The 13,041-nt window shown below is 73.3% G+C and carries 13 protein-coding genes and 1 tRNA gene; 1 reads left to right on the top strand and 13 read right to left on the bottom strand.

Annotated features, from left to right (window positions below; all coding sequences use genetic code 11):
- Positions 1-235: 235 nt before the first annotated feature.
- The 5 genes from NJC10_RS09050 to NJC10_RS09030 all read right to left on the bottom strand — a co-directional run bounded on the left by NJC10_RS09050 (position 236) and on the right by NJC10_RS09030 (position 4,152).
- The gene (locus NJC10_RS09050; RefSeq protein ID WP_248117739.1) at positions 236-757 is read right to left on the bottom strand and encodes a bifunctional nuclease family protein; all 522 of its coding nucleotides are present in this window, start codon (positions 755-757) and stop codon (positions 236-238) included.
- Complete coding sequence (locus NJC10_RS09045) at positions 750-1,430, bottom strand: MerR family transcriptional regulator (RefSeq protein WP_248117802.1); 681 nt, start codon at positions 1,428-1,430, stop codon at positions 750-752. Before NJC10_RS09045 ends, NJC10_RS09050 begins: the two co-directional genes overlap by 8 nt.
- A gap of 91 nt (positions 1,431-1,521) precedes the next feature.
- A complete protein-coding gene (locus NJC10_RS09040; RefSeq protein ID WP_319076083.1) occupies positions 1,522-1,947 on the bottom strand; it encodes an FHA domain-containing protein in 426 nt (141 codons plus the stop codon).
- A gap of 101 nt (positions 1,948-2,048) precedes the next feature.
- Positions 2,049-2,435 carry a glycine cleavage system protein GcvH gene (gene gcvH / locus NJC10_RS09035; protein WP_248117743.1) on the bottom strand — a complete coding sequence of 129 codons (387 nt, stop codon included), beginning with the start codon at positions 2,433-2,435 and terminating at the stop codon, positions 2,049-2,051.
- Positions 2,436-2,613: 178 nt separating this feature from the next.
- Positions 2,614-4,152 (bottom strand): peptide MFS transporter, encoded by a 1,539-nt coding sequence (locus tag NJC10_RS09030; protein WP_319076081.1) that lies wholly within the window; start codon positions 4,150-4,152, stop codon positions 2,614-2,616.
- A gap of 141 nt (positions 4,153-4,293) precedes the next feature.
- On the opposite strand from NJC10_RS09030, the gene NJC10_RS09025 reads away from it, so the two are divergent.
- Positions 4,294-4,815: an adenine phosphoribosyltransferase gene (locus tag NJC10_RS09025; protein WP_298711359.1), complete on the top strand. Its 522-nt coding sequence runs from the start codon at positions 4,294-4,296 to the stop codon at positions 4,813-4,815.
- Positions 4,816-4,912: 97 nt separating this feature from the next.
- Here NJC10_RS09025 and NJC10_RS09020 read toward each other — a convergent pair.
- From NJC10_RS09020 to NJC10_RS08985, 8 genes are all read right to left on the bottom strand, one after another.
- Positions 4,913-4,986, bottom strand: a tRNA-Pro gene (locus NJC10_RS09020).
- A gap of 338 nt (positions 4,987-5,324) precedes the next feature.
- Entirely contained in the window at positions 5,325-5,813 is a 489-nt protein-coding gene (locus tag NJC10_RS09015; protein ID WP_248117747.1) for a hypothetical protein, read from the bottom strand.
- 103 nt (positions 5,814-5,916) lie between these two features.
- Entirely contained in the window at positions 5,917-7,455 is a 1,539-nt protein-coding gene (der, locus tag NJC10_RS09010) for a ribosome biogenesis GTPase Der (protein ID WP_319076079.1), read from the bottom strand.
- Positions 7,452-8,225, bottom strand: a complete 774-nt coding sequence (gene cmk / locus NJC10_RS09005) for a (d)CMP kinase (RefSeq protein ID WP_319076076.1) — start codon at positions 8,223-8,225, stop codon at positions 7,452-7,454. Before cmk ends, der begins: the two co-directional genes overlap by 4 nt.
- A 2-nt stretch (positions 8,226-8,227) precedes the next feature.
- Entirely contained in the window at positions 8,228-9,370 is a 1,143-nt protein-coding gene (locus tag NJC10_RS09000) for a prephenate dehydrogenase (RefSeq protein ID WP_319076073.1), read from the bottom strand.
- Positions 9,367-10,326 (bottom strand): pseudouridine synthase, encoded by a 960-nt coding sequence (locus NJC10_RS08995; RefSeq protein WP_319076071.1) that lies wholly within the window; start codon positions 10,324-10,326, stop codon positions 9,367-9,369. Before NJC10_RS08995 ends, NJC10_RS09000 begins: the two co-directional genes overlap by 4 nt.
- 129 nt (positions 10,327-10,455) lie before the next feature.
- Positions 10,456-11,316, bottom strand: coding sequence for a ParA family protein (locus NJC10_RS08990; protein ID WP_248117807.1), 861 nt, complete (start codon positions 11,314-11,316; stop codon positions 10,456-10,458).
- 207 nt (positions 11,317-11,523) lie between these two features.
- On the bottom strand, positions 11,524-12,906 hold the full coding sequence (locus tag NJC10_RS08985) for a cation:dicarboxylate symporter family transporter (protein WP_319076069.1): 1,383 nt from the start codon (positions 12,904-12,906) through the stop codon (positions 11,524-11,526).
- Between the last annotated feature and the right edge of the window lie 135 nt (positions 12,907-13,041).

Raw genomic sequence — 13,041 nt, 5'->3', positions numbered from 1 at the left:
TCTGATCATGGGCCCCCGTGCGAGATGCCGAGGACGCCCGGACGGCCCGGCCGGCGAGGCGGGGACGCGTCCTGGCGGTCCACGGCGCGGGACCCTTCTGCTCGACGGTACGTCCGAGCCCCGGGCCGGTCAACGAACCCGGCCGTGAACGGCGGTCGTGTCGCGCCCCCGGACCCTCCCGGCTCGCGCCCGCGGGGACTCGCCGGGCGTCACCGCGCGGGCCCGGGCGCACCGCTCAGCCGAAGTCCTCGGGGCGCACCGAGTCCAGGAAGTGACGGAAGTCGTCCAGCTCGCCCTCGTCTCCGGCCTCCTGCCCGCGCGCGTCCATCCCGGCCTCGGCCAGCACCGCGGGGTCGCACAGCACGGGGGCCTCGGCCCGCAGGGCCAGCACCACGGCGTCGGAGGCCCGGGCGTCCACGGTCGCGCCGCCGCTGAGGTGGAGCTCGGCATGCACGACGTCGTCCCGCACCTCCGTGAGGCGGACGCGCTCGAGCGTCTGGCCCAGGGCCGCCAGGACGGAGACCAGCAGCTCGTGGGTGAGCGGCCGCGGGGTGGGTGCGGCGTCCAGGGCGAGCGCGGCGGCCGCGGCCTCCGGCGCCCCGACCCAGAGGGGCAGCATCGTGTCCCCCTCCGGGTTGAGCAGCAGGACGACGTGGTGCTGCTCCGGCAGCTCGACGCGCACGCCGAGCACCGTGAGCGGCACGTCCGCACCGCGCCTGTGCGGTCCGCGGGCCATGCCGTCCCCGCCCTCAGTCATCCCACTGCTCCAGGCCGGTGCTCACCAGCGCGGAGTGCAGCTGGAGGCACGCCTCGGCGATCTCGTGGGCCCGGCGGGCCACGCGGGTGCGGGTCGCGGCGTCGCGGCGCGACGTCAGGGGCACGACGGCCCGCTCCACGAGGCCGAGCTCCCGGTCCGCGGCCGCACGGAAGGGGCGCAGGTGGCGCGGCTCGAGCCCGTGGGCGGCCAGGGCGACGGCGGCCCTCGCCACGCTCACGGCGTGCACGCTGTACCCGCCGTCGTCGTCCACGGGGAGCAGGGAGTACTTCTCGAGCTCCTCCAGCAGCTCCTCCGCCGCCCCGGAGTCCCGCGCGAGCTCAGCGCGGGACCGCCGCCGCTCGCCTCCGGCCACCTCGTGGCCGAGGCGCTCGGCCTCGGACTGGGGGGCCAGCGTGACCCCGCCCGGCAGGTCCTGGGGGCGCTCGCCGCGGTCGACGGCGTCGAGGTGCTCCCGGATCACCTTCAACGGGAGGAACTGGTCGCGCTGGAGGGTGAGCACGAACCGCAGCCGGTCGACGTCGGCCGGGGTGTAGCGGCGGTATCCGGCCGGGGTGCGCTCCGGATGGACCAGGCCGCGCTCTTGGAGGAATCGGACCTTGGAGGCGCTCACGGCGGGGAAGTGCGGCTTGAGCTCGGCCACCACGTCCCCGATGCCGAGCGCGCCGAGCGGCCGCGTCCCCGCGTCGGTGCGGGACGGCGGCGTCGGCTCGTCGGAGGGGGCGCTCACGGAGCGGAGGCGGCGCTCAGGCGCCGGCGACGCCGGCGTAGTAGGCGAGGCGGTACTTGCCGATCTGCACCTGCATGCCGGAGCGCAGGCGCACCTCATCCACCCGGTCGTTGTTCACGAAGGTGCCGTTGAGGGAGTTCATGTCCACGATCCGGTGCCCGCCGCCCTCCGCGCGCAGCTCGGCGTGGCGGCGGGAGACGGTCACGTCGTCGAGGAAGATGTCCGCGTCCGGATGGCGGCCCACGGTCACCACGGGCTGGTCCAGGAGGAAGCGCGCCCCGTGGCCGGGGCCGCCGTGGGCCAGCAGCAGCGCGGAGCCGACGGGCAGCGCGCGCACCGCATCGGACTCCTCCGGGGTGAGGTCGGCCGCCACGAGGGGGGCGAGCTCCGTCAGGCTGATGGAGGAGGTGTGGAGGTCCGGTTCGTGTCCGGGCTGCTGCATGGGGTGCTCCTGTGCGCGGGCCCCCGACGCGCGGGGGTGGTGTGGGTGCCGCCGACGCCGCCCCCGCGCGAAGGGGGCGGGGCGGCGTCGGAGGGAGGGGATCAGCTGACGTGCGAGGCGTAGCCCTCGGCGTCCATGAGGCCGTCGAGCTCGGCGGCGTCGGAGAGGGTGATCTCGAGCAGCCAGCCGCCCTCGTACGAGGCGCTGTTGACGAGGCCGGGCTCGCCGTCGAGCTCCTCGTTGACGGCCGAGACCGTGCCGGACACCGGGGCGTAGATGTCGGAGACCGACTTGGTGGACTCGACCTCACCGACCGCGGTGCCCGCGGTGACCTCGGTGCCGACCTCGGGGAGGTCGACGTAGACCACGTCGCCGAGGGCGTCCTGGGCGAAGTCGGTGATGCCGACGCGCACGGTGCCCGCGGCGTCGGCCTCGGCGATCCACTCGTGCTCGGCGGAGTACTTCAGTCCTGCGGGGATGGTGCTCATCGGGAGGGCCCCTTCACTGGTGGAGACGACGGTGGGTGCTCTCCAGCACCTTACCGAATCCGCGGGTGACTCGCGCCACCGCACGGCACTCGGAACGCTCGGCGCCCCGCACCGGGAGGGGTGCGGGGCGCGGAGCGGGCCTGCGACTGCGCGCGGGCCGGGAGGGGAACGGCGTGCGTCAGCGCACGCCGCGCATGCCGCGGCGGATGGCCGGGGCCAACAGGAGCATGAGCAGGCCCACGCCCACGGTCACGGCGCCGATGACGCCGAAGTAGCCGGCCTCGTTCTGCTCGGAGTAGGACCCGGCGAGGGACCCGGCGAGGGCCGAGCCCAGCGCGACGGCGAGGTTGAACAGTGCCACCGTCATCACGGGGAAGGCCGCGGGCGCCAGCTTCGTGGACAGGGAGAGGCCGACGGGCGACACCATCAGTTCGCCCAGCGTCATGACGAAGAGGATCAGCGTGAGCCACAGCAGCGGCACGGAGGCCACGCCCGCCATGGGGATGAAGAGCAGGAACGCGAGGCCGATCAGGAGGATGCCGATGCCGAACTTCACCGGGGTGGAGGGCTGGCGGTTCCCGAGGCGGGTCCACAGGGCCGCGTAGATCGGCGCGAAGGCGATGATGAACACCGGATTGATCGAGTTGACCCACTCCATCGGGGCCTCCCAGCCGGCGACGACGCGGTCGAGGCGGTTCTCCGAGTACAGGGCCACCACGGTGAACTGCTGCTGGAACAGCGCGAAGAACACCGCGGTGCCGACGAAGAGCGGGATGAAGGCCTTCACGCGCGACCGCTCGTCCGCGTCCACCTTGGACGAGGTCAGGAGCATCACGAAGATCCCGACCGCCGCGAGGGCGGAGAGCGCGACGACGGCGTCGGCGAGGTTGTCCACCGTCACCAGTCCGGTGAGGAACAGCGCCGCGACGACGGCCACGGCGGCGAGCGCGATGAGCGCCCAGCGGCCGTACTGGGAGCGCGGCAGCGGGTCCGGGACGCCGTGCACGCTGTCCGGGAGGTCCTTGCGCGTCAGGGCGTACTGCGTCAGGCCGATGGCCATACCCGCCGCGGCGAGGCCGAAGCCCACGTGGAAGCCCCACATGTCGCGGGCCCAGCCCGTGAGGAGCGGGCCGATGAGGGCGCCGATGTTCACGCCCATGTAGAAGATGGAGAAGCCGGCGTCGCGGGCCCGGTCGCCCTTGGCGTAGAGCGAGCCCACGATGTTGGCCGCGTTCGCCTTGAGGCCGCCGGAGCCGATGGCCACGAGGAAGAGGCCGAGGATGAGGCCCGGCACGCCCGGGACGAGGGCGAGGGCGATGTGGCCGAGCATGATCCCGATGGCGGAGAAGAACAGGGTCTTCTCGGAGCCGATCAGGCGGTCGGCGACCCAGCCGCCGAGGATGCAGAAGACGTAGACCATGCCGCCGTACGCGCCCACGATGCCCGTGGCGACCGCGCGGTCGATCCCCAGGCCGCCGTCCGCGACGGACCAGTACATGTAGTACACGAGCATGGCCTGCATGCCGTAGAAGGAGAACCGCTCCCACATCTCCACGGAGAAGATGTTGGCGAGGGGTCCGGGCTGGCCGAAGAACCGCCGGCCCGAGGGGTTGTGCGCGTCCGGCGCGCCGGGCGACGACGCCGTGGCGGGGTTCACGCGGGCGGAGGGCTCGACGTCGGGCGCGGAGCCGGGGGCGGTGTCTGTGCGATGGATCACCGATCCACTGTCCTCCCGGGCGCCCCCGTTATCAAACTGACATTGGGTGATGCTCGACACACGACGAACGATGCGGGGGCGGCGGGCTCTCTCATCCCGCGCCCGGAGGGCCACCCGCGGGCGCCCGTCTACGCTGGCCCCATGCCGCACTCCCCCGAGATCGACCGCGCCCGCTCCCTGATCCGCGTCGTCCAGGACCACCCCGTCCCGGGCGTGGCGTTCCAGGACATCACCCCGCTCCTGGCCGACGCCCGGGCGTTCCGGGCGTGCGTGGAGGCGCTGGTGGAGCCTTTCGCGGGGTCGTTCGACGTCGTGGCCGGGGTGGAGGCCCGCGGCTTCCTGCTGGCAGGCGCCGCCGCGGTGCTCACGGGCACGGGACTCGTGCCGCTGCGCAAGGCGGGCAGGCTCCCCGCCCCGGTGGCCTCCGCGAGCTATGCGCTGGAGTACGGGGAGGCCGCCATCGAGGTCTCCGCCGACCTGCACGCGGGAGACCGCGTCCTCGTCCTCGACGACGTCCTGGCCACGGGCGGCACGCTCGCCGCGGCGGCGCGGCTGGTGAGGGAGCGGGGGGCACACGTGGCCGGCGCGGCGTGCCTGCTCGAGCTCGAGAGCCTCGGCGGACGGGCGGCCGTGCCCGATGCCCACGCACTCATCCGCGTCTGACCCGGACGGGCGGTCACATGGACGGCCCGTCACACCGACGGGCCCGGACGCAGAAGGACCCGGCCCCGCCTGCGGCGGAACCGGGTCCTTCGATCGGTCGGGCTGACAGGATTTGAACCTGCGACCCCTTGACCCCCAGTCAAGTGCGCTACCAAGCTGCGCTACAGCCCGTGGCGACTCCGCGTCCTGCGCGGTTCGGCACCCGATGATCCTACACCGCCCCCGGCCGGGAGGCGAATCGGCGAGGACGACGCGGCGGGGACCCGCCGCCCGGAGACGAACAAGGGGCCCACGTCCGCTTCCGCGACCATGCACCCCTTGCCCCTGTACCAAGGGTGACCCGACCGAGAGTCCCCCGGTGTCCGCGGCCTTCGCCGAGGCGCCCCGCGGTGGTCTACACGCATCTGCGGCAGGGCCGTCCCGGGGGACGGCACGAACCATCGATGATCATGCGTACGCAGGCGAGGATAGCACGGGAGCCGCCTCCCGCCGTGCCACGGCGCCGCAGGTCAGAACGTGAACGCGCGGTCCCCCACGCGGAACTCCACGTCCTTCAGGTCCGGCATGGACTCCTTGGCCCTCTCGGCGGCGTCCCGCAGCTGACCCTCGAGCTCGGCGGGGTCCGCGGAGAGGACGTCGTCGGCGTAGTCCACGATCACCCTGCCCTCCTCCTTCATGGCCTCCACGTCCACGACGTCGTCCACGGAGGGCAGGGAGGACACGAGCTCGTCGGCCGTGGCCTGCGCGTCCTCGGAGGCGTCGCCGAGCCCGGAGAGGGCGTCCTCGGCCCGCTGCCGCAGGTCCGGGAGGTCGACCCGCCGGTCGGCCTCGTCCTCGAGCTCCTGGATGCGCTGCTCGGCCCGGGAGATCCGCTCGTTCGCGCTCTCCAGGGCGGCCTGGGTCTCGGAGTCGTCCGCGGCACAGCCGCTGAGGGTCAGCGCCAGGGCGGCGACGGCGGCCATCGAGGCCGCGGGGCGGGGGCGTCGGCGGGTTCTCATGGATCCAGGCTAGCCGGGCGGCATGGACGCCGCATGGGAGCACCGCCTCCGCCGCCTGGGAGTCCACGAGCGGCGGACTCCCCCGGCGGAGGCGGTGGCGACGTCAGCGGTGCCGCCCGCGCTTCTCGCGCACGCGCATGCCGATCTCGATCGGCGTGCCCTCGAACCCGAAGGTCTCGCGGAGGCGGCGCGTGATGAAGCGACGGTAGCCCGGGTCCAGGAAGCCCGTCGTGAACAGCACGAACTTCGGGGGGCGGACCGAGGCCTGCGTCGCGAAGAGGATGCGGGGCTGCTTGCCGCCGCGCAGCGGGTGCGGGTGCGCGGCCACGAGCTCGCCGAGGAACGCGTTGAGCTTGCCCGTGGGGATGCGGGTCTCCCACGAGTCGAGCGCCGTGTCCAGCGCGGGCACGAGGCGGTCCTTGTGCCAGCCGGTGAGCGCCGAGATGTTCACGCGCGGAGCCCACGCCACGTGCGCGAGGTCCCGGTCGATCTCCTTCTCGAGCTGCTCACGGCGGTCCTCGTCCACCTTGTCCCACTTGTTGAACGCCACCACGAGGGCGCGGCCGGACTCGAGCGCCATCTGCAGGATGCGCACGTCCTGCTCCGAGATGACCGAGGGGGCCTCCAGGAGGACCACGGCCACCTCGGCCCGGTCCAGGGCGGACGCGGTGCGCAGGGAGGCGTAGTAGTCCGCCCCGTGCGCCATGTGCTGGCGGCGGCGGATGCCCGCCGTGTCCACGAAGCGCCACAGGCGCCCGCCGAGCTCGATCAGCTCGTCCACCGGGTCACGGGTCGTGCCCGCGAGGTCGTCCACCACCACGCGGTCGGAGCCCGCGAGCTTGTTCAGCAGGGAGGACTTGCCCACGTTCGGGCGGCCCACGAGTGCGATGCGGCGGGGGCCGCCACGCGGCACCAGGCCCCCGTGCGCCGACTCCTCGGGGAGCGCCTCGAGGGCGGCGTCCAGCAGGTCGGCCACGCCGCGGCCGTGCACGGCCGAGACGGGGTGGGGGTAGCCGAAGCCGAGGGACCACAGCGAGGCCGCCTCGGCCTCCTGCACCATGTCGTCCACCTTGTTGGCGGCCACGATCACGGGGCGGTCCTTGCGACGCAGCATGGTCACCACGGCCTCGTCGGTGGAGGTCATGCCCACGGTGGAGTCCACCACGAACACCACGGCGTCGGCCACGTCCACCGCCAGCTCGGCCTGCTCGGCCACGCGGCGGTGGATGCCCTTCGCGTCGTGCTCCCAGCCGCCGGTGTCCACCACGGTGAAGGTGCGGCCGTTCCACTCCGCCTCGTAGGAGACGCGGTCACGGGTCACTCCCGGCACGTCCTCCACCACGGCCTCGCGGCGGCCGATGATGCGGTTCACGAGGGTGGACTTGCCCACGTTGGGGCGGCCCACGATCGCGAGCACCGGGGGCACGGGCGCATCGGGCTCGAGGTCGTCGTCCACGTCCCAGTCGCCCAGGAGCGCGGCGTCCTCGTCGTCCAGCTCATAGTCGGCCAGGCCGGCGCGCAGCGAGGCGGCCCGCGCGGCGGCCTCCTCGTCGCTCATCGCGGCGAGGCGCTCGGCCACCTTGTCGTCGCCCGCGGGCGTGTACTCGTCGTCCTCGGGGCGGTTCTGCGGGTTCTCGCTCATCGTCCCTGTCCCTTCTCGGCCGGGCGCGCCCCACGGGCTGCCTCCCCGGCCTGTTCCTCGACGGCGGCCATCACGGCCGCCACGGTCTGCTCGAAGTCGAGCTCGGTGGAGTCCACGAGCACCACGCCCTCGGCGGGGCGGTCGAACGTGGAGACGGTGGCGTCGCGCGCGTCGCGCCCGGCCACCTGGCGATTCAGCGTGCCGGCGTCGACGCCGGGCTCGCCGGCGGCGGCCAGCTGGCCGGAGCGGCGGGCCGTGCGCACGGCCTCGGAGGCCGTCAGCAGGACGCGGGCGTGGGCATCGGGGGCCACCACGGTGGTGATGTCGCGTCCCTCGGCCACCATGCGCCCGGCGTCCGCGATGGCCGCGCGCTGGCGGCGGCGCAGCTCCTCGCGCACGGGGATGACGACGGCCACGGTGGAGACGACGTCGGTCACCTCGGCACCGCGGATGGCCTCGGTGACGTCGGCCTCGCCCACGAGCACGACGTCCTCGTCCGGGTGGGTCGACTGGGTCAGCGGCATGGTGCGCGTCGCCTCGAGGATGGCCTCGGGGTCGGCGAGGTCCACCCCGGAGTCCAGGCAGTGCCACGCCACGGCGCGGTACATCGCCCCCGTGTCCAGGTAGGCGGCGCCCAGGCGCCGGGCCACCTCGCGGGACACGGAGGACTTGCCGGACCCGGAGGGGCCGTCGACGGCCACCACGAGGGGCGCGGCGTCCGTGCACGCGGCCTCGGCCGCGCGGGCGTGCTCAGCGGTGTTCTCGGTCATCCTCAGACCACCTTCCATCCGGCGTCGGCCAGTGCCGACACGAGTTCGTCCTTGCATCCGGGCAGCACGGACACGTCCACCATGCCCGCCCGATGCCCGGAGGCGTGCTCGAGGCGAAGGTCCTCCACGTTGACGCCCGTGCGGCCGACGGCCTCCAGGAGCGCTGCGATCTGGCCCGGGGCGTCGTCGACGACCACGGTCACCACGGCGAACGCCTGGGGCGGCGTCCCGTGCTTGCCGGGGATGCGGGCCCGGCCCGCGTTCCCCTCGGCGATGAGCCGGGCGATCCCCAGGCGCGCGCCCGGCGCCGCCGGCTCCTCGAGCACGTCGAGCAGGCCGTCCAGGTCGTCCCGGAGGCTGCGCAGGGCAGGCACGATCCGCTCGGCGTTGCCCGCCAGGATCTGCACCCACAGCTGCGGGTCCGACGCGGCGATCCGGGTGGTGTCCCGCAGCCCGTTGCCCGCGAGCGCGAGCGACGCGTCCGCGGTGTCCTGCAGTCGCGCCGCCACGAGGGAGGCCGCGATCTGGGGGAGGTGCGAGATCAGGGCCACCGCCTCGTCGTGCGCCTGCGCGTCCATGCGGGACGGGGTCGCCTTCAGGACGCGGGCGAGGGCCTCCCCCGCCGCCAGGGCCGCCGGCGCGGTCGTGGGCTCGGGGCACAGCACCCACGGGCTTGCCGTGAACAGCGTCCCGCGGGCGGCCACGGGGCCCGAGCGCTCGGAGCCGGCCATGGGGTGGGTGCCCAGGTGGCGATCGGCGTCGGCGGCGGAGATCTCCCCGCGCTCCACGGCCTCCCGCACCGCGCGGACCACGCCCTCCTTGACGGAGGCGATGTCCACCACGACGGCGCCCGGCCAGCGCCGCAGCGAGTCCACCACGACGGCGGCCGTCACGTCCGGCGGCGCCGCCACCACCACGAGGACGGGCGGGGTGTCCCGGAGAGCGTCGCCGTCGAGGTCCACCGCGACGCCGGCTCCGATGTCCTGGGCCACGCCGCTCGCCGAGGGCGAGGGGTCGTGGAGGAGCACGGTGGACCCGGCCGCGCTGAGGCCGATGCCGATCGAGGTGCCGAGCAGGCCCGTGCCGCGGATGAGCACGGGATCCGGGACGCCGACCGCGGCGGCGGGCGCCTCGGCGGTGCTCACAGCCCGACCAGGGCCTTGAGGTGGCCCAGCTCCTGCTGCGAGAGCGGACGGACGCTGCCCTGCTTCTGGTCGCCCAGGAGGATCGGGCCCACCTTCACGCGGACGAGACGCTCCACGGGGTGGCCGATCTCCTGGAAGAGGCGGCGCACGATCCGGTTCTTGCCCGAGTGCAGGACGACCTCGACGAGCACGTGGCCCGGCGTGGAGTCCACGAGCTTGAAGGAGTCCACCTTGGCGATGCCGTCCTCGAGCTCGATGCCCTCGCGCAGGCGGTTGGACACGCCCTTCGCGAGCGGGCCGCGCGTCTGCACCACGTAGGTCTTGGGGACCTCGTAGCTGGGGTGGGTGAGGCGGTTGGCCAGCTCGCCGTCGTTGGTGAGGAGCAGCAGCCCCTCGGTCTCGTTGTCCAGGCGGCCCACGTGGAAGAGGTGCTCCTGGCCCGGCTTGAGGTACGTGGCGATCGAGGGACGGGCCTCGGGGTCGATCATCGTGGAGATGACGCCGCGGGGCTTGTTGAAGACGAGGTACTGACGGGAGGTGTCCGTCTGCACCGTGATGCCGTCCACGCGGATCACGGCGGAGCGGGGCTCCACGCGGACGCCGGGCTCGGTGACGATCTTGCCGTTGACCTCCACGCGGCCCTCGGCGATCAGGTCCTCGCACACGCGACGGGACGCGACGCCGGCCGAGGCCAGCACCTTCTGGAGGCGCTCGCCGTCCTCGGTGTGGACGCCCGTGAGGTCCGCGGCCTTCGCGCGGGCGGCGCCGGCGCCGCGGCCGCGACGCCCGCGGGGGCGCTCGACGGCGTTCTCGTCGAAGGGGGCCTCGTCCTGCGGACGGGTGGCGGCCCCGCGGCGGGGGCCGATCTGACGCTGGAAGTCGCGCTCCTGGAACGGGCCGCCTCGTCGTCCGACGGCGGGGGTTCGTCCGGAGCCTCGCGGCTTGCGGGAGTTCATGGGAGGGTGCTTCCTTCCGGGAGGCGTTCGACCGCAGATCGGCCGCCAGGGGCCGGAATGCGGAGGGGTTCACGCGGCGGTTCGCACGCGTGCACCCTCCATTGTCGCAGATCCCGGACGCTCAGCGGATCACGGGGCGCCGCCGCGGCTGATGAGCTCGCGGGCGAGCTGGCGGTAGGCCCGGGCGCCGTCGTGGTTCTCGGCGTAGCTGGTGATCGGCGTGGCGGCCACGGTCGCGTCGGCGAACTTGATGGAGCGCTTGATCACGGTCTCGAACACCTTGTCCCCGAAGCCGGCCACGAGCGAGCCCACGACCTCCTTCGAGTGGAGGGTGCGCTGGTCGAACATCGTGGCCAGCACGCCGTCGATCTCCAGGTCAGGGTTGAGCCGATCCTGGACCTTCTCGATGGTCTCCACGAGCAGCGCGACGGCGCGCAGCGCGAAGAACTCCGCGGTGAGCGGGATGATCACGCCGTGGGAGGCCGTCAGCGCGTTCACGGTGAGCAGGCCGAGGGAGGGCTGGCAGTCGATGAGGACCACGTCGTAGTCGTCGCGCACCTGGCGCAGGGCCCGGTCGAGCACCTGCTCCCGGGCCACCTCGTTCACGAGCTGCACCTCCGCGGCCGAGAGGTCGATGTTGGCCGGCAGCAGGTCCATGTTCTCGAAGGGGGTCCGCAGGATCGCGTCCCGCGCCGTCACGGAGCGCTCCATGAGCACGTTGTACACGGTGGTGTCGAGCTCGTGGGGGCTCGCGCCGAGGCCCGCGGAGAGCGCGCCCTGGGGATCGAAGTCCACCATGAGCACTCGGCGCCCGTACCCGGCGAGGGCGGCGCCCAGGTTGATGGTCGACGTCGTCTTCCCGACGCCGCCCTTCTGGTTCACCATCGAGATGATGCGGGCCGGGCCGTGGCCCTCCAGGGGCGCAGGCTCGGGGAACTCGTGCTTGGGGCGGCCGGTGGGGCCGATCACGGGCTCCCCGTGGATGGTCATGACGGGGGTGGGTTCCTTCGAGGTCACGGCGGTGCCGGCTCCTTCCACGGGGGGTGTGGCGCCCTGCCGGCGCCTCGCCCGGTCACGGGCGCGCGGCTGCCGTCGGCGCGATGCTCGCCCTCCACCCTAGTGCCTGGGCGGAGACGCCGAGGGGCCGAGGGCAGCAGCCCCCGGCCCCTCCGCGACGGCGGCGCGTGCTCCATCCGGTCAGCGGCGCGTCGCCTCGTCCGGGATCGCGGTGTGCAGGCTCGACCCGGGGTGGCCCTCGAACGCCTGCTCGGCGGCCGTGGGCGACTCGACGACGTCGTGACCGACCACGGAGGCCTCGTCGAACTTCACCTCGCCGGCGAGGACGGCGCGCGCGCGCTCCCCGTCGAGCTCCCCGACCCAGCGGCCGATGAGGAGGGTGGCCACGGCGTTGCCGGTGAAGTTGGTGAGCGCGCGGGCCTCGGACATGAACTTGTCGATGCCCACGATCACGCCCATGCCGCCGAGCAGCTCGGGGCGGTGCGCCTGCAGGCCGGCGGCCAGGGTGGCCAGGCCGGCGCCCGTCACGCCGGCGGCGCCCTTGGAGGCGATGATCATGAAGAGCAGCAGGCCGACCTGCTCGCCGAGGTTCATCTCCATCCCCATCGCGTTGGAGACGAAGAGGGCGGCCATCGTCAGGTAGATGGCGGTGCCGTCCAGGTTGAAGGAGTAGCCGGTGGGCACGGTCACGCCGACCACGGACTTGTGCACGCCGGCGTGCTCCATCTTGGCGATCAGGCGCGGCAGGGCGGACTCGGAGGAGCTCGTGGCGAAGATGAGCAGGTACTCGCGGCCCAGGTACTTCATGAGCGAGAAGATGCTCAGGCCCGTGACCACCTTCAAGAGGGTGCCCAGGATCAGGGTGATGAACAGGATGCAGGTCAGGTAGAACGAGCCCATCAGCAGGAGCATGGCGCCGATCGCGGACCAGCCCGTGGACCCGACGACGGCGGCGATCGCCCCGAAGGCGCCGATGGGAGCGATCCACATGATCATCATGAGGATGCGGAACACGACGCCCTGGATGAGCGTGAGGCCGCGCAGCAGCGGCGCGCCGGCCGGGCCCATCTGCTGCAGCGCGAAGCCCACGAGCAGCGCCACGAACAGCACGGGGAGCACGGGCACGGAGCCCGGGATGATGTCCAGCAGGAACTTGACCGTGGAGTCCATCTCCGGCTTGGGGGCGCTCGGGTCATAGGGCTTCAGGGCCAGGCCCTCGCCCGGGTGCACGAAGTTGCCGACCACGAGGCCGATGGCCAGGGCGAAGGTGGACATCGTGATGAAGTAGAGCAGCGCGATGCCGCCGACCTTGCCGACGGTGGCGGCCTTGGCGATCGAGCCGATGCCGAGCACGATCGTGCAGAAGATGACCGGGCCGATCATCATCTTGATGAGGGAGACGAAGCCGTCGCCCAGGGGCTTGAGGGACTTGCCGAACTCCGGGAACAGCAGGCCCACGAGGGCGCCGAGGACCACCGAGGCGATCACGGAGATGTAGAGCCAGTGGGTGCGGTCCTTCGGCTGCTTCGCCGTGGGCGGTGCGGCGGCGGTCGAGTGCGCCATGGGCACGGTCCTTTCAGAGGGTGCCAGAGATGTCAAGGATCACCCTACGATGAGATGAGCGCCACTTCGGCCACGCACGGCATTGCGACGGGGGCGGGAGAGGCCGGCCGGCCTTCCCACCCCCGTCACGGCGCG

The sequence above is a fragment of the Micrococcus sp. M4NT genome (assembly GCF_033790745.1).
Taxonomy (GTDB): domain Bacteria; phylum Actinomycetota; class Actinomycetes; order Actinomycetales; family Micrococcaceae; genus Micrococcus.
Note: the sequence above shows the minus strand (reverse complement) of the source record. Positions and strands in the feature narration are given on the sequence as shown.

What these genes read in the sequence shown, in the direction of transcription:
- NJC10_RS09050 (WP_248117739.1), bottom strand. Translation starts at nt 757, where the DNA reads ATGACTGAGGGCGGGGACGGCATGGCCCGCGGACCGCACAGGCGCGGT.
- NJC10_RS09040 (WP_319076083.1), bottom strand. Translation starts at nt 1,947, where the DNA reads ATGCAGCAGCCCGGACACGAACCGGACCTCCACACCTCCTCCATCAGC.
- gcvH (WP_248117743.1), bottom strand. Translation starts at nt 2,435, where the DNA reads ATGAGCACCATCCCCGCAGGACTGAAGTACTCCGCCGAGCACGAGTGG.
- NJC10_RS09025 (WP_298711359.1), top strand. Translation starts at nt 4,294, where the DNA reads ATGCCGCACTCCCCCGAGATCGACCGCGCCCGCTCCCTGATCCGCGTC.
- NJC10_RS09015 (WP_248117747.1), bottom strand. Translation starts at nt 5,813, where the DNA reads ATGAGAACCCGCCGACGCCCCCGCCCCGCGGCCTCGATGGCCGCCGTC.
- der (WP_319076079.1), bottom strand. Translation starts at nt 7,455, where the DNA reads ATGAGCGAGAACCCGCAGAACCGCCCCGAGGACGACGAGTACACGCCC.
- cmk (WP_319076076.1), bottom strand. Translation starts at nt 8,225, where the DNA reads ATGACCGAGAACACCGCTGAGCACGCCCGCGCGGCCGAGGCCGCGTGC.
- NJC10_RS08995 (WP_319076071.1), bottom strand. Translation starts at nt 10,326, where the DNA reads ATGAACTCCCGCAAGCCGCGAGGCTCCGGACGAACCCCCGCCGTCGGA.
- NJC10_RS08990 (WP_248117807.1), bottom strand. Translation starts at nt 11,316, where the DNA reads ATGACCATCCACGGGGAGCCCGTGATCGGCCCCACCGGCCGCCCCAAG.
- NJC10_RS08985 (WP_319076069.1), bottom strand. Translation starts at nt 12,906, where the DNA reads ATGGCGCACTCGACCGCCGCCGCACCGCCCACGGCGAAGCAGCCGAAG.